Below are 22144 nucleotides of genomic sequence, written 5' to 3'. Positions count from 1 at the left end.
AGCCGGGCGTTTTCATTCAAGGGTCAGGGACGATGGCAGAACAACTGTATTGGCGTGATATCGAAGATTCCCAGGGGCGCTGGAGCGGCCTGGGCGTCGAGGTCGAGCACCCTCCGGCGGGCCGGCCGGTGTTGCACCTGCGCAGCGGCAGCAATGCCCGTTTCAAGCTGATGCACGACGACACCCCGCTGTTCTGGGCCACCCTGGCGACCGACCACGGCGGTGTCTGGCTGGTGCGCAACCCGGCGCCGGATGCGCCTGATTGCCGATTGATCGCGCCCATCGACTCACCCACTGTCGAACAGCACGCGCAGTTGGCACCTGAGTTGCGGATCAAGGCCTGGAGCCGTTATTTCGTTGCTCGCCTCGGCGAAGGCAACGCGCACTTTCTTACCCCCGGGCATTGGTTGGCCCAGGGCTTGCTGCCGGACGCGAGCGCCCCCCCTCTCAGTCTGGACGGCTGGCGCTTTACCTCCGTCGTGGACCCCCTGAGCCCGTTGCCCCGTTGGTACCTGTACGGCAAAGACTTCCTCGACAACCTGCAACCCCAGACCCTGGAGTGGATCGACTGGTGGCACGGCGGCGGCAAGCTGGTCGGCCTGCACCCCGTCGACCCCCTGGCCGGACGCCTGAAGTGGTGGCGCAAGAAAGCCCGGGAAGGCAGCCTGCCGCCGATCCTGTTGTGGTACGTCGGCGGCCTGGCGTCCTACGTGGTCATCGATGGTCATTACCGCCTGCAAGCGGCGATTGCCGAGAACATTCCCCCGGCCTTTATCGTCCTCAGCGCCACCCAGCTACGAGAAGTCACCCCGTGCCCCGAGCACCAGCAACGGGTGCTGGATTCGTTGAGCAAGCGTGGCGACGCCGTGCCGCGCAACAAACTCATCAGCACCGAAACCCTGAACCGGGTACTGATCCAGGCCTTCGACAACCGCCCGGAGTACCGCAGCGCCACTTACGCCTGGGCCAGCACGGATTCGGAACCGCAGTGGTGCGAAGAAGTACGGCGCTGCCTGACCCAGCAGGGGCTGGACGATCAGGTGGAGGCGGTGATTGCTCGCCATGGGTAAGCAGACGAGTCCGCCCGCCGTCAGGGCCGCACAGCATCAAGGACGACCTATGCAGTCGCTTCACTGGCACGACCTCAAAGACCTGCAAGGCCAGTGGGCCGGCCTGGGGTTTCAGGTCGAGGGCGCCGTGGCCAGGCCGGCCTTGCATGTGCAGGCGTACAGCAACGGGCGGATCAGGTTGATGCTGGGATCAAGCCCACTATTCTGGGCCACCCTGGCGCGCAACTGCAGCGGTTGGTGGCTGGTCAAGAACCCCCATGGCTGGGAGCAGGGCAGGTTGTTGCCGGGCCTTAATGCGGCCGATGTGCAACGCCATGCTCAGTTGGCCCCCGAACAGCGGCTCCAGGCCTGGAGCCGCTTCTTTGTGCGCCAGCTCAGCGAACACCTCGGCGATTTTTTCTACCCGGGGTTTTGGCTGGCCCGCGCCTTGCCCCCCGAGGGCTCAAACCGCCGAGTGATTGAGCGCAACGGGCTATCGGCCTGGTCTTTCAGGCCCATCCATGATGCCCACCACCACCTTCCGGGCTTCGGCCTGGACGGCGCGAATTTTCTCGACACCCAGCAACCCGGCAGCGTGCAGTGGCTGAACTGGGTACCCAGTGGCCTGAAACTGATCACCTTGCACCCGGTGGACCCTGTTGCCGGGCGTTTGAAGTGGTGGCGCAAGACCGCGCGTGAGGGCTGCTTGCCGCCGATCCTGTTGTGGTTCGTCGCCAGCCTGGATTCCTATGTGGTGATCGACGGCCATTACCGTTTGCAGGCCGCCATCGACGAGAACCTGCCGCCGTCGTTTATCGTCCTCAGTGCCACCCAGGTGGACCCCATCAGCCCTTGCCCCGAACACCAGCAGCGGGTGCTGGATTCATTGCTCAAACGGGGCGACGCCCCTGCACGCAATCGCCTGACCTACATCGAAAGCGTTAACGATGCGCTGATCCAGGCCTTCGACGACCGGCCTGAATACAATTGCGTCACCCATGCCTGGGCCAGCACGGATTCGGAACCGCAGTGGTGCGAAGACGTACGGCGCTGCCTCACCGAGCAGGGGCTGGGCGATCAGGCAGAGTCGGTGATTGGCCGCCAGCACCCGCTGTAGAAGGCGGCGATAAGGCTGTTATAGTCGCGCCCGTTTACCGCAGGGCAGCTTAGGCATTAGGGACGATCGTGGAACAGATTTTTTGGCGAGACATCGAGGATTTGGCTGGGCACTGGCAAGGCCTGGGGGTGGACGTGAAGCGCCCGGCCAGCGGCAAGCCGGCCTTGCGCCTGCTCAGTGGCAACAACCGACGCATGCAACTGGTTTTGGGCGAGCACACCCTGCTCTGGGGCACCATGTCCCGCTGCCTTTACGGCGTGTGGCTGGTGCGCAATGACCTGTTGGAACAACTGCCGCAAACCCTGGTGGACCCCATCGACTCGCCCCTGGTGGAGCAGCAGGCCCGCCTTGACCCGGCTCTGCGCCTCAAGGCCTGGAGCCGCTTCTTCGTCGAGCAATTGCTGCGGCACCAGCCGGACTTCTTTTACCCAGGCTACTGGCTGGTGCGGGCCCTGCGCCCGGAATCCCTCAAGCCGATGCGGCCACTGCTGGAGGGCATCGACGCCTGGTACTTCAAGGGTGGCGAAGACGCTCTGAGCCATATGCCGCAGTGGTCGCTCCGCGGTCACACGATCCTCGACAATCAGCAGCCCGGCGCGGCGCGTTGGATCGAGTTGGGGGAGCAAGGGGGCGCGGTGGTCGGCCTGCATGGTGTGGACCCCCAGGCCGGGCGGCTGAAGTGGTGGCGCAAAAAAGCCCGCGAAGGCACCTTGCCGCCCGTGCTGCTGTGGTACGTCAGCGGCCTGAATGCCTACCTGATCCTCGACGGTCATTACCGTTTGCAGGCGGCCATCGATGAAAACCTGCCACCGGAGTTCTTGGTGCTGGGCTCGCCGCGCCTCACCCGTTATCGCCCCAACCCGCAGGAGCAGCAGAAGGTGATGGGTGCCCTGCAGGTGCAGATCCAGCGCAAAAAACTCGAGACCGGGCGCCTCAACCAATTGCTGATCAGCACCTTTGACGACCGGCCTTACCACGGTTTTGGCAGCCAGTCTTGGGCGGGGATCGCGTCGGAACAGGTGTGGATCGATCAGGTCAGCGGTCTTCTTGAGGCGCGGGCCGACACCTGCGAACTGGAAAACATCCTGGCCCGCGAAGGGCCCAACGAATACTACTGATGAGCCTGTCTGGCCCTCTGTCACGGCGTTTAAGGCTGTCTGAAACGGCGCTTGTTCGCTTTCTTTTGTAGCGTTTTTTTCGAGGAACTGCGGACCGCCTGAGTGCGCCTCAAGGTCGGGCGAGTGTATTGGAGCCATCGCTCAAACGATGGCTCGGAAGTGCAAGTCCGGTCATGTCGGCGCACCGTTGTCATAAACAGTCCTGGGTTTTTCTGCCCGTTGTTTCTGCGTTATGGCAGCCGTGCGTGCGCGGGGCTGAAGGCGTTCTGCTCTTGTAGGAGCTGGCTTGCCAGCGATAGGGCCCTCAAGCCAAGCAACTTTTCGCGGTTTATCTCGGGCCGAGGATCTGCGTCAATTTGTCTGGCGAGGGGGCGCCTTGCTGTTGTTGCAGCTCACCTTTGCTGTCCAGGTAGAAGATCGCCGGGGTGGCCGACAGCTCCAGCTCTTGCATCAGCTTCAGATTGGCGTCGAGCTTGGCCTGGACGTCCGCGGGGATCTTGGCCAGGGCTTTCAGCGAACTGGCCTTGCCGGCTTTTTCGTGATCGGCCAGGGCCTTTTTCGGGTCCTTGGCGGCGAGCAGGGCGGCGGATTTACCCGGGCTGTCTTCGCGGATGATGCCCACCATGATGTGCCGCAACTGCACCTTGCCGGCGTTGACCCAGGGCCGCGCCTGTTCCCAGAACAGGTTGCAGTACGGGCAGTTGGGGTCGCTGAACAGGTAGACGATGCGCGGGGCATCGTCTTTGCCGTCGGCGATCCAGTTGCTGTTTTCCATCTTGCCCCAGACTTCCTTGGCCATCGGCGCGTAGACCAGTTTCTGCAGCGGCTCGGCGCTCAGGTCCTTGCCGTTGGCGTCGTACAGGTTGCCCAGCAGCACGTGCTGGCCATCGGCGGTCAGGTACAGGGTCATGCCGCGGTTCTGGTACTGGGCGGCGTAGCCCTTGAGACCGGCCGGGGCGTCGAAGCGGCCGATGATCTTGGCGCCCTTGGCTTCGATCTGGCGGATTGGCGCCGGCAGTTCCTCGGCCTGGGCCAGGGGCACCTGCAGCAGGGCGGCGCCCAGTGAGAGGCTCAGCAGGTGGCGGATGACAGGCATGGCGATTTCCTTGTGGGGGCGGGCGCGTTGGGATTGAGCGGGCCGAAACTTTCCAGGGCCCGGGCCAGGCTGGCTTCGGACAACTCGCCCAGGTGGCTGCCCAGCAATCGGCCATCGGCACTGTAGAACAGGGTGGTGGGCAGGGCCATGGAGCCCACGGCTTTGCCCAGGCGACCGCTGCCATCGAACAGCACGTTGCTCAGGCTCAGGTCCTGGGTGGCCAGGTAGGTGCTGACGCTCTGCATGCTTTCCGCCTGGTTGACGAACAGGAAGGTCAGGTCCGGGCGTTGCTGCTGGGCTTTTTCCAGCACCGGCATTTCCCGCCGGCACGGTGGGCACCAGGTGGCCCAGAGGTTAATCACCAGTGGCCCGCCCTGGTAGTCGGTGAGTTGCACGTTGTCGCCATTGGTGGTGCGCAGGGCCACGTCCGGCAGACGCGAGCCTTGTTCATAGAGGTTCAGGGACAGGCTGGCCAGCAGCCAGAACGCCAGGCCGCTGACCACCCCGGCGGCCAGGGGCCGGCGCAGGGCCGAGCGGCGCCAGCCCCAGGCCAGCGCCGCGACCAGCATGAACAAGACCCCGGGCCAGGCCAGGAAACCACCGTCCCGCAGGTCGACGATCTGCCACAGGTCGTCGCGGTAATGCTTCCAGTACACCAGCACAAAGCTCACGCGCGCGGCGAGCATGCCCAGCAGGAACAGGCTGAACAGCGCCGACTCGGGGTTATCGCCGCCGCGTTTGGCCACACGCCAGCCCACCAGAGTGGCCAGGGCCAGGGCACTGATCAGCAGCAGGTGGTTGAGGGCAATGGCGAAGGTGCCGATGGTAAAGGTCAGCATCAACGAGCTTCCCGGGTCAGGGTCCAGTGTTGGAGGAACTCAGCTGCGCCTACCTCGCCGGTAATCCGCTGGCTGCGTCGTTCTGCGCCGTCCGGGCCGATCCACAGCAGGCTCGGCGGCCCCGGCACTTTATACCGGTTGAGCAGCTCGCGGCTGTCGGCGTTGTCCGTGGTCACGTCCAGGCGCAGCAGGCGCACACCTTGCAACGCGTCGCGGACCTGGGGTTGGGCGAACACGGTTTTTTCCATGACCTTGCACGACACACACCAGTCGGCGTAGTAGTCCAGCAGCACCCACTGGCCCTGGGCCTGGGCGTCGTCCAGGGCCCTTTGCAGGGCAACGGGGTCCTTGAAGGCGGTGAAGTCGGCATGCAGCGCCGGGGCTTCGAGGCGCTGGCCGCTGTACACCTTCAACGGCTGCCACAGGTTGTCGCTGCCACCGGCGGCGCCCACCACCAGCAGGCTGCCCCACAGGCCAAGCAGCCAGGCTCCGGCGCCGATCAGGTGCATGGCGCGGCCCGCAGTCGCCCGGTGCTGCCAGGCGGCATAGGCCAGGACCAGGGCCAGGGCACCCCACAGGCCGATCCACAGTGGGTCCGCCAGCACCGGGCGCAGCATGTAGATGGCGGTGCCCAGGAACAGGAAGCCGAACAGCCCCTTGAGCAGGTTCATCCAGGGGCCGGGTTTGGGTAGGAAGCGGTTGCCCACGGTCACCAGCAACAGCAACGGCAGGCCGATGCCCAGGCCCATGACCAACAGGATCAGCCCGCCGTGCAGGGCATTGCCGCTTTGTGCGATGTACAGCAGGGCGCCGGCCAGGGGCGCGGTCATGCATGGGCCCACCAGCAGGCCCGACAGGGCGCCCAACACTCCCGCGCCAATCAGGCTGCCACCCTGGCGCTGGCGGCTGGCGTTTTCCAGGCGGTCACGCAGGGCCGCCGGCAATTGCAGCTCGAAGACGCCGAACATCGGCAGGGCCAGCAGCACGAACAGCCCGGCGAAGCTGCCCAGCACCCAGGGCTGTTGCAACACCGCTTGCAGGTTGGCGCCGAGCAGGGCCGCCAGCACCCCCATGGCCGCGTAGACCAGGGCCATGCACAGCACGTAGCTGCCGGCCAGGGCCAAACCGCGTCGCGGGCCGGCGCCGCTGCCCACCACCAGGCCGGCGAGGATCGGCAGCATCGGCAACGAACACGGAGCAAAAGCCAGCAACAGGCCCAGGCCGAAGAACAGCAATAGGTTCCAGCCCAGGCTGCGCTGTTGCAGGCCGCTGGCCAGGGCCTGGTCACTGGCCTGGGCAGCGCTTGGTACGGCGCTGGTGGCCGGGTTGCTGCCGAGGTCGACTTCCAGGGTTTGCGGCGGGTAACACAGGCCGGCGTCGGCGCAGCCCTGCCAACCCAGTTTGAGGGTGCCGCTGGCGTTGGCCGGGAGCTTGAGTTCCAGGCCCTGGCGATAGACCTGCTGGTCGCCAAAGTACTCGTCGCTGTGGGCCTCGCCTTCAGGCAGGGCGGGCTTTTGCGCCTCGGGCAGGCCGTCGAATTTCAGGCGCTTCTGGTAGAGGTAGTAACCGTCGGCGATTTGCCAATAGAGCTGGGTTTCCCCCGAGTCCAGGCGCTGGGAGGTGAAGACAAAGGCTTTGCCCACGGGCAGGAATTCAGCCTTGACCTCGAACGGGTTGGCCCCCGCCTGAGCCAGGCTCGACAACAACATGAACAGAACAATAAACAAACGCGCCATGACCCAGCCTTAATACGCGGTAAGTGTGCAGCACAATGGCGGTCGGCGATTAACCGACGATTAAACCGCCACGCCTTGTTCCCTTGGCGGCGCGGGCATAATGTCCGCTTAATCCGCCGCCGTCTTAATCAACGCTTTTCTACGGGTCTCACCATGCACGTACTTGTCTGTGAAGATGATGAGCTGATCGCCAGTGGCATTGTCGCCGGTCTCACCGCCCAGGGCCTGACGGTGGAACATGTCGCCAGTGCGTCGGCGGCCCGCGCCATGCTAGCCGTGGCCGAGTTCGATGTCATGGTGCTGGACCTGGGCCTGCCCGATGAGGACGGCCTCAAGTTGCTCAAGCAGCAACGCCAGCACGGCCTGGAAATCCCGGTGCTGATCCTCACCGCCCGGGATTCGGTGACCGACCGGGTCGACGGTTTGCAAGCCGGGGCCGACGATTACCTGCTCAAGCCGTTTGACCTGCGCGAACTGGCGGCGCGCCTGCACACCCTGTTGCGCCGGGTCGCCGGGCGCAGCGTCAACCTGATCGAACACGGCCGCCTGACCTACGACCCGAGCACTCGGGAAACCCAGCTCGGCGGCCAGCCGGTGGACTTGTCGCGCCGCGAGCAGGCGCTGCTCCAGGCACTGTTGCACAACCGCGGCCGGGTGTTGTCCAGCGAGCAGCTCAAGGACAGCGTCTATGGCTTCAATGACGAATTGGAAAGCAATGCCCTCAACGTGCATATCCATCACCTGCGCCGCAAACTCGGCAACGGCATCGTCGAGACCGTGCGCGGCCTGGGCTATCGCCTGGGGCCGGCCGAGGGCGGGGAGGATGCGTAAGTGATGAGTTTGCGTTTGCGCCTGAGCCTGACGCTGGGCGCTGCGTTCATCCTGATCTGGGCCTTGGCGGCGGCCTGGATGCTCAGCGATCTGCGCAACCAGATGATGTTCTCCCTCGACCAGCGCCTGGTGGCGTCTGCGCGCATGGTCGCCGGCTTGCTGGAGCAGTTGCCGGCGCTGCCGAGCAAGGGCGAGGGCACGCACTTCAGCTCCGAGCAGTTGAATATCCCCGGGGGCATGGCCTGCCAGGTCAGCTCTCTGCGCGGCGAAATTCTCGCCCGCAGCCACAGCACGCCGGACGAAAAACTCGAAGCCGAGAAGATGGGCTTCCACGATCAGATAATCGACGGCGCGCCCTGGCGCACTTTCACCCTGGCCCGGGGCGATTTGCGCATCACCACGGCCGATCGCCAAGTGGAGCGCGAGGCCCTGAACCTGTCGGTGTTGCTGGCGGCCTCGGTGCCGGTTGGCGTGGCCTTGCTCGGTTGCCTGTGGCTGTTATGGCTGGGCATCGGGCAAAGCCTGATGCCGCTCAACCGCATGCGTGACGCGCTGATGCGGCGCAACGCCGACTCCCTGGAGCCGTTGCAGATTCATCCGTTGCCCAGTGAACTGCGGCCGCTGCTGGAAACCCAGAACCAATTGTTCCAGCGCATCGGCAAGACCATCGAGCGTGAACGCCGCCTGACCGGCGATGCGGCCCATGAACTGCGCAGCCCGCTGACGGCAATCAAGACCCACTTGCAGGTAGCGCGCATGACCGAAGGCGCGGCCCGGGACCAATCCCTGGCCCGCGCCGAAGAGGGCGCCGACCGCATGCACCGGACCCTGGAGCAATTGCTGCTGCTGGCCCGAGTGGAAGGCAGCCTGTCGTTTGATGACGGTGTGCAGTGCAGCGCCGAGCAAGTGGCGCGCCTGGCGATCCAGGATGCTGCCGCAGGCGCGCGCCAGCGGGTCAAGTTGCACCTGGGGGAGAAGGCGGGCGACGCGTCAGTGGACATGCCCTCGACCCTGGCCATTGCCGCCTTGCGCAACCTGCTGGACAACGCCCTGCGGCACACGCCGGAGGACTGCCCGGTGGAGTTGAACCTGGAGATCATCGCCGGTCGCCTGCGGTTCCAGGTGCGTGACCATGGCGCGGGGATTCCCCCGGACGACTTGCAGCACCTGACCCAGCGCTTCTGGCGGGACAGCCAGAGCAGCGGCTGCGGCCTGGGCTTGGCGATTGTCCAGGCCATCGTCCAGCGCTGCGATTGCGACCTGCATTTCGACAGCCGCCCCGATGGCCTGCGTGTTGAACTGACGCTGCCAGCCCACCGCGCCTAAGCCCCACGCACTCAAATCCCCCCTTGCCAGCGATAAGGCCCCCAGGACCGCCATCGCCGGCCAACCGGGCGCCTGCAAAGGGCGCTGTTGCCGGTAGGGGGGACGCTGCCTGATTGGCCTTTGTGCAATTTTGCGACCTGAGGGTGTAAATCCTGACTGCGCTGATGCGTTTCCAGAACAGGAAAACCTGTCAGTGCGCACCCTGCTTCGGCTGCGCATCCGGCCGGTGGCCGTTTTGCTCAATTGCAGCGTGAGGGTTCGCGAGATGTCAGCCGTTACCAGCCTTATCCAAGACCCGGCCGTGGGCCTTAGCCCCGCACCGGCGGAAACCCTGTATCAGTTCACCGAGTCGCCTCTGCTGGCCCGCCAGAACCGCCAGGAGTCCAATGCCCGCAGCTACCCGCGGCGCATTCCCCTGGCCCTCAAACGGGCGCGCGGGATTCACGTCGAAGACGTTGAAGGCCGACGTTTTATCGACTGCCTGGCCGGTGCCGGCACCCTGGCCCTGGGGCATAACCACCCGGTGGTGATCGCGGCGATCCAGCAAGTGCTGGCCGACGAGCTACCGCTGCTGACCCTGGACCTGACCACCCCGGTCAAGGACCAGTTCGTCCAGGACCTGTTCGGCCTGTTGCCCGCTGAGCTGGCGGCCGAGGCCAAGATCCAGTTCTGCGGCCCCACCGGCACCGACGCCGTGGAAGCCGCGCTGAAGCTGGTGCGCACCGCCACTGGCCGCAGCACGGTGTTGTCATTCCAGGGCGGCTACCACGGCATGAGCCAGGGCGCCCTGAGCCTGATGGGCAACCTGGGGGCCAAGCGGCCGATTGCCGGTTTGCTGAGCAATGGTGTGCAGTTCCTGCCGTACCCGTACGACTACCGCTGCCCCTTCGGGCTGGGCGGCGCGGAAGGGGTCAAGGTCAACCTGCATTACCTGGAAAACCTGCTCAAGGACCCGGAAGCCGGCGTGCAGTTGCCAGCGGCGGTGATCGTCGAGGCGGTGCAGGGCGAAGGCGGAGTGATCCCGGCGGACCTGGACTGGCTGCGCGGGCTGCGGCGGATTACCGAGGAGGCCGGGGTGGCCTTGATTCTCGACGAGATCCAGAGTGGTTTCGGCCGCACCGGCAAGATGTTCGCCTTTGAGCACGCGGGGATCATTCCCGATGTGGTGGTGATGTCCAAGGCCATTGGTGGCAGCCTGCCGATGGCGGTGATGGTCTACCGCGACTGGCTCGACACCTGGCTGCCCGGCGCCCACGCCGGCACCTTCCGCGGCAATCAGATGGCCATGGCCACCGGTTCTGCGGTGATGCGCTACCTCAAGGAACAGCGCCTGCCCGAGCACGCGGCCGCCATGGGTGACCGCCTGCGCGAGCACTTGCTGATCCTGCAGCGCGATTACCCGCAGTTGGGGGATATCCGGGGGCGCGGGCTGATGCTCGGCGTCGAGCTGGTGGACCCGAGCGGCGCCCTGGATGCCCAGGGCCATCCGCCGTATTTCAGCAAACTGGCGCCTTTGGTGCAGCGCGAGTGCCTCAAGCGCGGCCTGATCCTTGAACTGGGTGGGCGCCACGGCAGCGTGGTGCGCTTCCTGCCGCCGCTGGTGATCAGCGCCGCCGAAATCGATCAGGTGGCGGAGATCTTCAGCAAGGCCGTGGCCGCCGCCGTGGCCAGCCTGTAAATTTTTGCCGGGCTGATCCGTTCCTTCTACACAAGCGCTGTGCCGTGGGCGCAGGCAACCCTATAGCGATGGAGACAAGCAATGACTTCAGTATTTGACCGCGAGGACATCCTCTTTCAGGTAGTGGTCAACCACGAGGAGCAGTATTCGATCTGGCCGGATTACAAGGCTGTGCCGGAAGGCTGGCGCACCGTGGGCAAGAGCGGCCTGAAAAAGGAATGCCTGGCCTACATCGAAGAAGTCTGGACCGACATGCGGCCCCTGAGCCTGCGGCAGAAGATGGACCAGCAGGCCGCCGCCAACTGAGTCGTCGACCCCATGAAAAAGCCCGCCGCACCCTGAGGTGCCGCGGGCTTTTTTGTCGCCGGGGTTTCAGCCCTTGGGTTTGCAGGCCTGCAAGGTGTAGCTCAGGGGCAAGCGCCACGGCGCATCCTTGAGGTGCCATTCCTCCTGCTCGTCGCAGACCATCTGCCCAGGCAGCGCCTCCCACGGAATGCTCTGGTGCTCCACCAGCCCGGTGATCTGCAGGCCGTGCTTGAGCAGCGCACTGATGACTTCGCCCAGGCCGTGGTTCCACTCATAGCTCTGGGTCGCCTTGAGTCGCACCGAGGTTTCGACGTAGGTGCTGTCATCGTTCCAGCTCATGGGCTGGGGCTGTTCGAAGTAGGGCCGGTCCACCACCAGGGCGTCGTGACGGTCTTCATTGATGCTCATCATCATGGGATGCCATCGCGCAGGAACAGCCGGCCGCCGGGCTTGAGCAGGGTACTGACGTTGTGCGCCCAGCGGTCGATGCTGGGCAGCCAGCACAGGGCGCCGATGCCGGTGTAGACCAGGTCGAAACTACCGGTCGGCAAGGCCTCGGCGGCGGCATAGACATCGGATTCGACATAGTCGATCGACGTGCCGCAGCGCTCGGCCAGATGTCGCGCCTCGATCAGGGATGCTGCGGAGAAATCCAGCCCGCTCATCTGCGCGCCCAGGCGGGCCAGGGACAGGGTGTCGGTGCCGATATGGCATTGCAGATGCAATGCCCGCAGCCCACGGATATCCCCCAGCAGGGGCAAGTCAAAACGCACCACGCAGGACAGGTGATGGGGGTCATCGATATAGCGCTGGAACGCGTATTCCTTGGACGCCGCGTGCAACGGCGCGCGCTCGTCCCAGTTGGCTTGATTGAGCTTGAGGTAGTCGCTCATGGGGGTTGGCTTCCTGTCGGTCCTTGAGGGCAAGCGGCAGGTTAGCATTCAGGCGCGGAGCAATTCTTGAGGGATTGTGTAAGCCTGCCACCGGGCTGGGCGCCGGCGACAGGCTTTGACTGCGAGGTCGTCAGGATTTGGCGTTGAGGGCGGTGGTGATTTGCTGGATGTTGCCCTCCAGCTCGGCCAGTGGATCGTCGCTGTCGGTTTTCAGCACCAGCAACTGGCTGCCGGCGGCACTGATGGCTGCCTTCACGGCATCCGACGGCTGGCGGTGATGCAGCACCAGCGCCACATCGTTGTCTTTGAGCTGGGTTTCCAGTGCTTTCAGGGCCTCGGGGGTCCATTCGTTGTCGGCACGGGCATCCACCGCGACCATCTCCAGGTTCAGCCCGCTGGCCAGGTAGCCGAAATGATCGCTGAGGCTCAGCACGCTCAGGTTGTCTGCTTCGCCCAGGCGCGCCTCGCTCTCGGCACTGAGCTTGAGCAGGCGCTGTTTCAGCGCGGCCAGGTTGGCGTCGATCTTCGGTTTGGCTTCAGGCGCCAGGCGCGAAAGGTCCGCTGCCAGCACATCGCCCATGCGCCCAAGGTTGTTGCTGGTCTGCCAGGGCTGGCTGTTGAGGCCATCGGTTTTTCCCGGTTGCACGGCGATGCCCGGCAGGGCTCCATCCACCGGCCGCGCGGCGTCCACTTCAATGATGCGGATGTTGCTGCGCCGGGCATTGGGGTACAGCGGGTCATCGGGCCAGATGGAGCGCAGGCCGATCACCGCATCCGCTTGCAGGGCCAGTTTGTGCAGGGCCGGCGCGCCGCGCCCGGTGAAGTAGGCGGTTTGCCGTGAGCCCGGAAGGTTGCCCGGGGCGGCCCGTTCCAGCTTGACCTCGGTGCCTTGCAGCAGGTGCTGGGCCAGGCCGTAGGTCACGGGCAGGGACGCGAGCACCGTCGGCGCCGGGCTGCTCTTGGCGGCGTGCCGTGCGGTATTGCCCAAACCATTGCTGGCCAGCATGCGCATGGGCTCGTAACGGTCCTGTGCCAGTGCGGTGTTGCCCAAGCCGGCGAGGGCCAAGGCCAATGTCAGGTGACGCAAGGAACTGTGCATTTATCCGATATTCCCTTTGAGGCTGGGGACGGTGCCGCGGGCAATCGCGGCCAGGGCGAAGGCGATGCCGGCCACCAGAATGATCGCGGCGCCGGAGGGCACGGGCAGGTCGAAGACGATCGGCAGCAGGATGCCGCACAAGGTGCTGACCGTGGCGATGGCGACCGAAATCCAGAAAAAGCCTTTCAGTGACTGGCTCAGCAAGCGTGCAGCCGCCGCTGGAATCACCAGCAGGGCGCCCACCAGGATCGCGCCGATGACCTTCACGGCCGCCACGGTGATCAGGGTCACGAGGATCACGAACAGGTAGTCCAGGGACTTCACCGCCACGCCACGTACTGCTGCCAGTTGCGGGTTGAAGCTGGCCAGCATGATGCGGTTGTACAGCGGCAGGCTCAGGCCCAGCACCAGTGCGCCCACCACCAGCAGCACCAGCAGGTCATTGCCGTTGACCGTGAGCACCGAACCAAACAGGACGTTCTCCAGGATGTGCACGTTGATTTTGCCCGCCAGAATCAGCAGCAGGCTGGCACCCAGGGCCAGGGAGACTGAGAGGAACACCCCGATCAGGGTGTCCGGTGCCAAGCCGGTGCGGTTGCGCAGGTAGTTGAGGAGAATGCCGAACAGCAGGCAGTACCCGAACAGGCTGCCGTAAGGGCCGGTGTAGGGTTCGCCGAGCAGAATGCCCACGGCCACGCCGGTCAAGGCTGCGTGCCCCACGGCTTCGGAGAAAAAGGCAAAGCGTTTGACCACCACCAGGGTGCCCAGGCCGCCCAGCACAGGGCCGATCAGCAGACCGGCGAGCAGGGCGTTGACGACAAAACCATAGGCCAGGGCTTCGGGCAGGTAACCCGAAGAGGCCCAGCCCTGGATCATCAGACGAAAGGCTTCATAGCTCATCAGGCAGCACTCCCAGCGGCCGTGTCCACAGCACGAGGATGGGTGGAGAACAGGCTCAGCAGGCGCTCCGGGGTCAGGGTCTGGCGCGCCGGGCCGTCGAACAATACGCGGCGATTGAGCCCGGTGACCCGGTCCGCCAGGCGGCCTACGGCCTCCAGGTCGTGTTCGATCCACAGCAGGGTGATGCCGCTCTGGCGCCAGTCGTTGAGCAGGCGTTCGAAGACCTGGATGCCGGCCTCATCGAGGGCCGACATGGGTTCGTCCAGTACCAGCAGTTGTGGGGCCGGGATCAGCCCCTGGGCCAGCAGCACCCGCTGCCGTTCGCCGCCGGACAAGGCGCCCATGCGCCGCTTGCGCTTGTCCTGCATGCCGACCCGTTCCAGGGCCTCGCCGATGGCCTTGGCGTAATGGCGGCTGAGGCCAAGGAACGCCGGGCGGCGCTGGCACATGGCGGCCATGAAGTCGTCGACGGTCATGGGCAAGCCACGATCGAACTCCAAGGCCTGCGGCACGTAGCCGATCACCCCGGGTTCGGTGGGCCATTGCAGGCGCAGCTGGCCCTGATGGGGCATTTGCCCGAGCAGGGTCTTGATCAGCGAACTCTTGCCGCCGCCGTTGGGGCCGACCAAGGCGTGCACCGTGCCTGGCTGCACCTGGAAGTTCACCTGGTCGAGGATGGTGGTGCGGCCGAGGGTCAGGCTGACGTGGTCGAACTCGATGGCCGGGCCACGAGTGAGGGGTTCACGAGCGGTCATGCGCCTGACTCCTGGATCGCCCGGACCACGGTGTTGAGGTTGCCGGTCATTTCCTTTTCGTATTTGTCGGCGGTGTATTCGCCGTAGGAAATGTGCGACAGCGGGTACAGCTTGACCCCGGATTCGCGCTGGATGGTTTCCACATAGGTGGAGGGGAAATCCATCTCGGAGAAGATCACTTTGACGTCCAGTTCGCGCAGTTGGTCGATGGTCTTCTTCAACTGGCTGGGGCTGGGTTCGATGCCATGGGCCGGTTCCACGACCGCCGTCACCTCCAGGCCGAACTCACGTAGCAGGTAGTCGTAAGCGGCATGCACTGTGGCCACTCGCAGGTCGGCGTTGGGCGCCTGGGTCAGCTTGGCCAGGGCGTCGGCCCGCATCTGCCGCAGGCGCTTGCCGTAGGCCCGGGCGTTCTGGGTGTAAGTCTTGGCGTTGGCCGGGTCCATCTTGCCCAGCTCACGGGCGATGTTGTTGACCTGGGCGATGGACGCGCTGATCGACAGGAAGGTGTGAGGGTTGACCACCTTGCCGGCGCCCCTGGCGGCAACGCCGGTGGCGGCCAGCAGCGGCACGTTTTCGTTGGCTTCGATCACTGGGATGTCCGGACGCTCGCTGGCGGCGATCATGCGGTCGGCGAAGTCATCGTGACCCACGCCATTGAGTACCACCACGTCCAGCCCGCTGATGCGCTTGATGTCTTCGGCCCGGGGCTCGTAGGCGTGGGGGTTGAAGCCGGCAGGAATCAGCGGCACCACTTCGGCCTTGTCGCCGACGATATTGGCGACGTAGCTGTAGTAAGGGTGCAGGGTGATGCCGATGCGCAGGCGCTTGGCCTGGTCGGCGCTGGCCAGGGGGCTGAGCAGCAGGGCCAGCAGGCTGACCAGCAGCACCCGCAGCAGCGGGCGACGTTGCGATGGAGTAGGCATGGGCTAGCGGTCTTCTCTCGGTGAATGCGTGGGTTCAGTGGCGATGCTGGCGAGTCACACCGGCATCGTATTGGGCGATGACCTGCTTCCAGCCGGCGCTGGTCAGCGCGCTGTCACTGAGGTCGTCGGGGGCGCTGAGGGAGGGGCTGCGATTGAGCCAGATGTCCGGCTGGTCACTGTCTTGAGCGCTGATACGCATGACGAAGGAACCGGCGACTTGCGGGTCGTTGCTCAGTCCGACATAGGCCTGGTCTAGCAATTGCCATTGATGATCGCCGCGGCTGACCGAACTGGCGTCCTGGGCGAAGGGGGCAAAGCCTTCGGCGGCCAACTCCTTGGGCGCGGGCAAGGCCTGGGTGTCTTCGCGCAGCAGGCGGATCTCATCCAGGGTTACCCGCAGGTCGGCGTAGATGCCTTGCTCGGAGGCGCTCAGGTCGCGCCGGGCATCCAATTGATGGCTGGCCACGGCACTGACCTCCTGGGTTTCACCGTGCCACAGCACCACGGAGCCGGAGACGGTGAGGATCAACAGGCACAACAGCAGGACATACAGGGTTTCGTGGCCGGCACCGGCGGGGCGTACGACGTGGGTGGTGGGGCTGTTCATGGGGCCTCGATATCCGCTTGGTCGATCTCGACCACGTGGCCGGGGCCCGCATCGAACAATACATAGAACTCGGCCGACGGTTTCTTGAAGGTCAGGGTCGAGTCGCTGCCCAGCTTGCCCGGGACCAGGATGGTTTCGTCATAGCCGATCACGTCCAGGGTCACTCCGGGTGCGCCGCTGCCGTCGGAAAAACCGCCTGTACAACGAATTTGCTCACCCTCGATCTCCTTGCATTCGCACATCGGGTTGTGGGCCAGGACCTGGCTGCAAAAGCCTGTGCTCAACAGCAGCAGGGCGAGGGCGCCGAGCCGCCGCAGGCGGTGGTTAGGTGCGGCGAAAATCATGGTTTGCCTCCTTGTTTGGTGAGCCAGGCAATGGTGGCCGGGGACGCCTGGCTCAGGGGGATAGCCGCCTGGTGCATGCTGCCGTCCCAGCCTTCCATGGTGATCCACAGCTCGGCGTCGGGTTTGGTTTTTTCCGGAATCGGCAACGTCGCGCCCATGCGGTATGGGGTGCCAAAGAAGATCACTCCGGCGGCGCGCAGGCTCCGGGGTTTGCCGATGCGCAGGTAGGTGGCCTTGACCTGCTGGGTGCAGGTGTCACACAGGGCTGCGTTGAAGCTTTTCATGTAGCCGGCCGGACCATTGAGGCGCGGAGCCTCGTTGCGCAGTTCCGCCAGGCGCAGGCTCCAGGGGCCGACCTGGACGCTGCCGACGTCCCGCTCGCCCAGGCCGCTTTCACCGCGGAACAGCGCCGCGTCGGAAAAGTACTTGGGCATAAAGCCCAGGGGGATCAGCAACAGCAGGATGTTCAGGTGGAAGCGCCATTTGTGCCAGAGCTGGCTCAGGCCCGAGGTCGGTGCTGCGGGGGTTGCCTTGCTCACAGGTTGCTCTCCGCGGCTTCGGTATTAAGGGCTGGGGCAGGTTGCTGCGCGTGCTTCACACGGGCCGGCTTGTTGCTGCGCTTGAGGGCATTGGCGGTGGCCAGGGCGGTACGCTTGGTCCAGATCAGCAGGCCGCTGAGGACCATCATGCTCAGCAGCAGGCCGAAGAAGAACCAGATCAGCTTGATCCAGATCCCGCCGAAATCACCGGTGTGCAACGGGCGCATGGATTCGGTGACGAACTCCAGGCCGGTGCGGTCGCTGAGCAGGTGGGAGGTGTCCACCGAACCGTTGTAGGGGTTGATGCTGGCGGTCTGGAACATCAACGGGTACCAGCCACGCCCACCGACAAACAGGTGGCTGTAGGCGTTGCTCGGCAGGCTGATAAAGCTGATGTCGAAGCCGGGGATCTTCTGTGTCGCCAGATTGATGGCCTGGTCCAGGCCGATCATGGGGGCCGGGCTGCCGTCCGCCGAGACGGGCACGGTTTCCCGCGCGATCACCGGCAGCACCGGTTCACTGGAAATGCTGATCTGGTTGTCGGAAAGAATGGCCTGGATCAGGAACCAAGTGCCGGTGATGGAAATCACCGCGATAAACCAGATCGACCAAATCCCGCTCAGGCGGTGGAAATCACCCCAGAAAATCCGCGCACCGTGGCGAAAGCGCAGGGTCGGTTTGAAAAAGCCCTTCCAGAAACGCTTGTAGACCACCAGCCCAGTGACGAGCGAGGCGAGCATGGGCAGGCCCAGGATCGATACCAGGTACCAGCCCCAGCTGAAGCCATTGGTGAAGGGCACCAGCCACCAGCCGTGCAACGCCCGGGTGAAGGCCTGGAAGTTGAACTGCGGGCTGACGCCCTGAATGACGCCGGTGTAAGGGTTGACGTAGACCGTGACCGAACGCCCGTCCGGGTAGCTGACCCTTACGTCCAGGGCGAAGTGTGATTCGTCCGGGGTGATGATGGTTTGCACCAGGGTCTGGGGCTCGGCTTTTTTGATGGCACTGACGATCTGGTCATAGCTCAACGGCTGAGCGTCGTCAGACGGCTTGCTGGCGCGGATGTCCGGGTTGGCCAGCCAGACAATCTCTTGGCTGACCACCGCCAGGGTGCCGGTGACGCAGACAATCAGGACAAAAAACCAGATGGGCAAGGCCAGCCAGCTGTGAACGAGAAACCAGATTTTCGAGCGGGACTTCTTCGACATTGAATGCACGTCTTGTTCGAGGAGTGGAGCGGCGCTGGGACCGTCGGTCTGCCCGGTTGGAAAACCCCGGGCATGACCTTGGCCAACGCGGCCGGCTGCATCTAATTAAGACGAATGAGAATCGTAAAACCTGAACCTCGATATGCAAGGAAATGTTTCAAGGCGTTAAAGCGCCCTGTTTCGGGCGTTTGATCGCAGCACAGGGGCCAGCATTTAGAGGCGTCGGCAAGACGGCACCTGTCTCCTAGTTACTTGCACGGCTGGCCGCGTCTGGGCTCAGTGCTTGAACATCTGCGCTGCGCGTTGGCGGATTTCCTCGGGGCTGAGGTTTTCCTTACGGCTGGAGATAAACCACAGGTGGCCGAACGGATCCTTCAGGGTGCCGCTGCGGTCGCCGTAGAACTGGTCCTTGACCTCGGACGCTACCTGGCCGCCTGCAGCAATCGCGCGGGCGAACAGAAGGTCAACGTCTTCCACATAAAGGTGTATGCCCACGGTGGTCTTGTGACTGTCGGGGCTGCCCAGGGCCATGTCCTCGCAGGGCGTGCCGAGCATGATGGCGGAGTCACCGATGCGCAATTCGGCATGCCCGATGCCGCCATCGGGCATCTCCAGGCGCATGACTTCTGTGGCGCCAAAAGCCTGTTTGTAGAATTCGATGGCCTCGGCGGCGCGTTGGACGCCCATGTAGGGAGTGACGCTGCTATAGCCTTCGGGAATGGGTTTGACGCTCATGACGGTTCTCCTGAGGGGGGGCTCGCTGTCGAGTTCCGATGGATTGACTATAGGCTTGGCCTTGCTGGCCTCGGTCGTGGGCCGACGAGGTGCTGTGGGTGACTCACCAGGCACTGTTCACCCAGCAACAGTGATCCAGCATTTTGCCTGCCCAGCCCTGGCATCGAGGGGGGCTGGAAGGCGCGAGGTCTTGTAAAGGCAGGGGCAGGGGAGTCGGCACAGAAGCTGCAATTACTGGGATTGAACCTTAATTCGCCCGAGAGCGTTGTATGCCTGCCTTGCCTGAATCTGCCGCCTACCCTATCCATGTCCCCGCTGCCCATGTCATTCGCGATGGGGCCGAAGCCATTGCCGTGGCTGAGCGGGTGGCCGCTGTCCTGCTGGAGCAGGACGCCGAGCGTGACCGTACGCGCGAGGTGCCGGCGGCGATTGTGGATTTGTATTCCAACAGTGGCTTGTGGGGCATTAGCGTGCCCCGCGAGTTCGGTGGGGCGCAGGTGTCCTACGCGGTGCTGGCCCGGGTGATTGCGATCATTTCGGCGGCCGATCCGTCCCTGGGGCAGATCCCGCAGAACCACTACTGCTTGCTGGAGGACATCCGCCTGCAAGGCAGTGCCGAACAGCAGGCGCATTTCTTTGGCCTGGCCCTGCAAGGCCATCGGTTTGCCAATGCCTTGTCGGAGACCAGGGGCAAGACCGTGCAAGATATCCAGGCCAGCATCCGTCCCTTCGGCGAGGGGTATGTGGTCAACGGGCGCAAGGGTTACTGCACCGGTTCGTTGTACGCCCACTGGCTGGCGGTGCTGGCCCTGGACGAGGAGCAACGCGCGCAACTGGCGTTTGTCCCGCGGGGGACGCCGGGGCTGGTGGTGATCGACGACTGGGACAGCATCGGCCAGCGCACCACGTCGAGCGGCACGGTGCTGGCGGAAAACCTCCAGGTTCCGGCGTTCAACCTGTTCCCCACTTATCGCTCCTACGAGCACCCGACCCTGGCCGGGCCCTTTGCCCAATTGACCACTGCCGCCATCGACGCCGGGATTGCCCGGGCGGCCCTGCGCGACACCATTGCGTTCGTCCAGCAGCACGCCCGGCCATGGATCGACGCCGGGGTGGACAAGGCCAGTGAGGACCCGCTGACCATCATCCAGGTGGGTGCTCTGGAGATTCGCCTGGAGGCGGCCGAAGCCTTGTTGGAAAGGGCCGGCCTGGCCCTGGATGCGGCGCGTCCGGCGCCTGATGAAGACAACGTCGCTCGGGCCTCCCTGGCGGTGGCCAAGGCCAAGGTGCTGACCACTGAAATTGCCATCGAAGCCAGCAACAAGCTGTTCGAACTGGGCGGCACCCGCTCGACCCTGAAGACGCATAATTTCGATCGCCACTGGCGCAATGCCCGGGTCCACACCCTGCATGACCCGGTGCGCTGGAAGTACCACGTGGTCGGCAACTGGCTGCTCAACGGCGTCAAGCCGCCACGTCACGACTGGTCCTGAGCCATGGCCGAGTTATTCAAGAACATCTATTGGGCCGACATCGGCCAGGCCTGCCTGGACACCCTGAGCATGCTCGGCGCGGCCCTGGCGTTTACCGTGGTGCTGGGGCTGCCCTTGGGCGTGTTGCTGTTTCTCACCGGCAAGCGCCAGTTGCACGAAGCGCTGGGCGTGTATCGGGTGCTGTCGGTGATCGTCAACATGCTGCGCTCGTTGCCTTTCATCATTCTGCTGATCGTGCTGATCCCCCTGACCACCTTGCTGGTGGGCACCTCCCTCGGTGTGCCCGGGACCATCCCGCCCCTGGTGGTGGGGTGCACGCCGTTCTTCGCCCGCCTGGTGGAAACCGCCCTGCGGGAAGTGGATCGCGGGGTGGTCGAGGCGACCCAGGCCATGGGCGGCAGCACCTGGCAGATCATTCGCCACACCTTGTTGCCCGAAGCCCGTGGAGGCTTGCTCGCGGCGGTCACCGTGACGGCCATTGTGCTGGTGGACTACACCGCCATGGCCGGGGTGATCGGCGGCGGGGGCTTGGGCGACCTGGCGATCCGGTACGGTTATCAACGCTTCCAGACCGATGTGATGGTGGTCACCGTGGTGTTGTTGCTGGTGCTGGTACAGGCCCTGCAGATGACCGGCGACCGTTTGGTGGCGCACTACAGCCGACGTTGACCCCCCTTTTTTTAAACCAAAAAACGGCCCCACGTGCGCCCCACGACGGTCACTTGTATCTGCCTTAGGAGCACCGCATGAAAAAGTCCCTGGCCATCCTGGCCGCCGTCCTGTCGTTGAGCGCTCACGCCAATGAAAAACTGATCGTCGGTGCCACCCCGGTGCCCCACGCGGAGATCCTTGAATTCGTCAAACCCGAGTTGGCCAAGGAAGGCGTTGACCTGGACATCAAGGTCTTCACCGACTTTATCCAGCCCAACCAGCAGTTGGCGCTGAAGAACCTGGACGCCAACTATTACCAGTACCGGCCGTTTCTCGATGACTTCAACAAGACCCGGCACACCGACCTGGTGCCGGTGGTGGGTGTGCACATCGAACCCTTTGGTGCCTACTCGACCAGGATCAAGAACATTGCCGAATTGAAGGACGGCGCCACGGTGTCTATCCCCAATGACCCAGTGAACACCGGTCGCGCCCTGGTGCTGCTGCACGAAGCCGGCCTGATCAAACTCAAAGACCCGAGCAACACCCTGGCCACCCAGCGCGATATCGCAGAGAACCCCAAGCACCTGAAAATCCGTGAGCTGGAAGGGGCCTTGCTGGCCCGTTCGGTGAGCCAGGTGGACCTGGCCTTTGTGTTTGCCAACTACGCCCTGGAAGCCGGGATCGACACCAACAGCGCGCTGATCGTGGAGAAGGGCAAGGACCTATACATCGAATTCCTGGTGGCGCGTCCGGACAACATCAACGATCCGCGGATTCAGAAACTGGCCAAGGCGTTGAATTCCGATGCGGTGCGCCAGTTCATCCTGACCCGCTACAAAGGGCAGATTGCACCGGGCTTCTGATGGGGAAACTCAGCGCCCGGTGCTCGCCGGGC

General features: G+C 64.4%; 22 protein-coding genes and 1 pseudogene. 10 read left to right on the top strand and 13 right to left on the bottom strand.

All coding sequences use genetic code 11. From position 1 onward, the window contains the following. Nucleotides 1-32: 32 nt before the first annotated feature. From M1B34_RS20875 to M1B34_RS20865, 3 genes are all read left to right on the top strand, one after another. Nucleotides 33-1070: a hypothetical protein gene (locus tag M1B34_RS20875; RefSeq protein WP_268266122.1), complete on the top strand. Its 1038-nt coding sequence runs from the start codon at nucleotides 33-35 to the stop codon at nucleotides 1068-1070. A 49-nt stretch (nucleotides 1071-1119) separates the two neighbouring features. Continuing rightward, nucleotides 1120-2166, top strand: coding sequence for a hypothetical protein (locus tag M1B34_RS20870; RefSeq protein WP_268266121.1), 1047 nt, complete (start codon nucleotides 1120-1122; stop codon nucleotides 2164-2166). A gap of 68 nt (nucleotides 2167-2234) precedes the next feature. Next, nucleotides 2235-3284, top strand: coding sequence for a hypothetical protein (locus M1B34_RS20865; protein WP_268266120.1), 1050 nt, complete (start codon nucleotides 2235-2237; stop codon nucleotides 3282-3284). A gap of 328 nt (nucleotides 3285-3612) precedes the next feature. Here M1B34_RS20865 and dsbG read toward each other — a convergent pair whose 3' ends face one another. Genes dsbG through dsbD form a run of 3 tightly spaced genes read right to left on the bottom strand, consistent with a single transcriptional unit; the run spans nucleotide 3613 to nucleotide 6955 of the window. Then, nucleotides 3613-4380 (bottom strand): thiol:disulfide interchange protein DsbG, encoded by a 768-nt coding sequence (gene dsbG / locus M1B34_RS20860; protein ID WP_268266119.1) that lies wholly within the window; start codon nucleotides 4378-4380, stop codon nucleotides 3613-3615. Then, nucleotides 4356-5219, bottom strand: coding sequence for a TlpA disulfide reductase family protein (locus M1B34_RS20855; protein ID WP_268266118.1), 864 nt, complete (start codon nucleotides 5217-5219; stop codon nucleotides 4356-4358). Before M1B34_RS20855 ends, dsbG begins: the two co-directional genes overlap by 25 nt. Continuing rightward, nucleotides 5219-6955, bottom strand: coding sequence for a protein-disulfide reductase DsbD (gene dsbD / locus M1B34_RS20850; protein ID WP_268266117.1), 1737 nt, complete (start codon nucleotides 6953-6955; stop codon nucleotides 5219-5221). The genes M1B34_RS20855 and dsbD overlap by 1 nt, the downstream gene beginning before the upstream one ends. Nucleotides 6956-7108: 153 nt before the next feature. On the opposite strand from dsbD, the gene M1B34_RS20845 reads away from it, so the two are divergent. From M1B34_RS20845 to M1B34_RS20830, 4 genes are all read left to right on the top strand, one after another. Beyond that, nucleotides 7109-7786, top strand: coding sequence for a response regulator (locus M1B34_RS20845; RefSeq protein ID WP_123328165.1), 678 nt, complete (start codon nucleotides 7109-7111; stop codon nucleotides 7784-7786). Beyond that, nucleotides 7787-9112 (top strand): ATP-binding protein, encoded by a 1326-nt coding sequence (locus M1B34_RS20840; RefSeq protein ID WP_268266116.1) that lies wholly within the window; start codon nucleotides 7787-7789, stop codon nucleotides 9110-9112. It abuts the gene before it with no gap. Nucleotides 9113-9377: 265 nt separating this feature from the next. Further along, entirely contained in the window at nucleotides 9378-10790 is a 1413-nt protein-coding gene (locus tag M1B34_RS20835) for an aspartate aminotransferase family protein (protein ID WP_268266115.1), read from the top strand. Nucleotides 10791-10871: 81 nt separating this feature from the next. Beyond that, nucleotides 10872-11096, top strand: a complete 225-nt coding sequence (locus M1B34_RS20830; RefSeq protein ID WP_123328163.1) for an MbtH family protein — start codon at nucleotides 10872-10874, stop codon at nucleotides 11094-11096. Nucleotides 11097-11162: 66 nt separating this feature from the next. Here M1B34_RS20830 and M1B34_RS20825 read toward each other — a convergent pair. From M1B34_RS20825 to M1B34_RS20780, 10 genes and pseudogenes are all read right to left on the bottom strand, one after another. Then, a pseudogene (locus M1B34_RS20825) lies at nucleotides 11163-11989 on the bottom strand (class I SAM-dependent methyltransferase). 130 nt (nucleotides 11990-12119) lie between these two features. Beyond that, entirely contained in the window at nucleotides 12120-13088 is a 969-nt protein-coding gene (locus tag M1B34_RS20820; protein ID WP_268266114.1) for a metal ABC transporter solute-binding protein, Zn/Mn family, read from the bottom strand. After that, on the bottom strand, nucleotides 13089-13988 hold the full coding sequence (locus tag M1B34_RS20815; protein WP_123328160.1) for a metal ABC transporter permease: 900 nt from the start codon (nucleotides 13986-13988) through the stop codon (nucleotides 13089-13091). Beyond that, nucleotides 13988-14743 carry a metal ABC transporter ATP-binding protein gene (locus M1B34_RS20810; protein ID WP_123328159.1) on the bottom strand — a complete coding sequence of 252 codons (756 nt, stop codon included), beginning with the start codon at nucleotides 14741-14743 and terminating at the stop codon, nucleotides 13988-13990. The genes M1B34_RS20815 and M1B34_RS20810 overlap by 1 nt, the downstream gene beginning before the upstream one ends. After that, nucleotides 14740-15669 carry a metal ABC transporter substrate-binding protein gene (locus M1B34_RS20805; RefSeq protein WP_268266113.1) on the bottom strand — a complete coding sequence of 310 codons (930 nt, stop codon included), beginning with the start codon at nucleotides 15667-15669 and terminating at the stop codon, nucleotides 14740-14742. The genes M1B34_RS20810 and M1B34_RS20805 overlap by 4 nt, the downstream gene beginning before the upstream one ends. A 34-nt stretch (nucleotides 15670-15703) precedes the next feature. Beyond that, complete coding sequence (locus M1B34_RS20800) at nucleotides 15704-16276, bottom strand: DUF6162 family protein (protein ID WP_268266112.1); 573 nt, start codon at nucleotides 16274-16276, stop codon at nucleotides 15704-15706. Continuing rightward, the gene (locus M1B34_RS20795; RefSeq protein WP_123328156.1) at nucleotides 16273-16620 is read right to left on the bottom strand and encodes a hypothetical protein; all 348 of its coding nucleotides are present in this window, start codon (nucleotides 16618-16620) and stop codon (nucleotides 16273-16275) included. The genes M1B34_RS20800 and M1B34_RS20795 overlap by 4 nt, the downstream gene beginning before the upstream one ends. Then, a complete protein-coding gene (locus M1B34_RS20790) occupies nucleotides 16617-17159 on the bottom strand; it encodes a thiamine pyrophosphate-binding protein (protein WP_268266111.1) in 543 nt (180 codons plus the stop codon). The genes M1B34_RS20795 and M1B34_RS20790 overlap by 4 nt, the downstream gene beginning before the upstream one ends. Continuing rightward, on the bottom strand, nucleotides 17156-18367 hold the full coding sequence (locus M1B34_RS20785; protein WP_268266110.1) for a PepSY-associated TM helix domain-containing protein: 1212 nt from the start codon (nucleotides 18365-18367) through the stop codon (nucleotides 17156-17158). The genes M1B34_RS20790 and M1B34_RS20785 overlap by 4 nt, the downstream gene beginning before the upstream one ends. Nucleotides 18368-18643: 276 nt before the next feature. Next, entirely contained in the window at nucleotides 18644-19102 is a 459-nt protein-coding gene (locus tag M1B34_RS20780) for a VOC family protein (protein ID WP_268266109.1), read from the bottom strand. Between the two features lie 269 nt (nucleotides 19103-19371). Between M1B34_RS20780 and M1B34_RS20775 the strand changes: the two genes are divergently transcribed. The 3 genes from M1B34_RS20775 to M1B34_RS20765 all read left to right on the top strand — a co-directional run bounded on the left by M1B34_RS20775 (nucleotide 19372) and on the right by M1B34_RS20765 (nucleotide 22112). Further along, entirely contained in the window at nucleotides 19372-20595 is a 1224-nt protein-coding gene (locus M1B34_RS20775) for an SfnB family sulfur acquisition oxidoreductase (protein ID WP_268266108.1), read from the top strand. Between the two features lie 3 nt (nucleotides 20596-20598). Then, a complete protein-coding gene (locus M1B34_RS20770) occupies nucleotides 20599-21264 on the top strand; it encodes a methionine ABC transporter permease (protein WP_268261550.1) in 666 nt (221 codons plus the stop codon). 77 nt (nucleotides 21265-21341) lie between these two features. After that, nucleotides 21342-22112 (top strand): MetQ/NlpA family ABC transporter substrate-binding protein, encoded by a 771-nt coding sequence (locus M1B34_RS20765; RefSeq protein WP_123328150.1) that lies wholly within the window; start codon nucleotides 21342-21344, stop codon nucleotides 22110-22112. Nucleotides 22113-22144 lie beyond the last annotated feature (32 nt).

It is taken from the genome of Pseudomonas morbosilactucae (assembly GCF_023241715.1).
Lineage (GTDB): Bacteria > Pseudomonadota > Gammaproteobacteria > Pseudomonadales > Pseudomonadaceae > Aquipseudomonas > Aquipseudomonas morbosilactucae.
The sequence above is the reverse complement of the archived record's forward strand: the minus strand, read 5'-3'. Positions and strand labels throughout refer to the sequence as shown.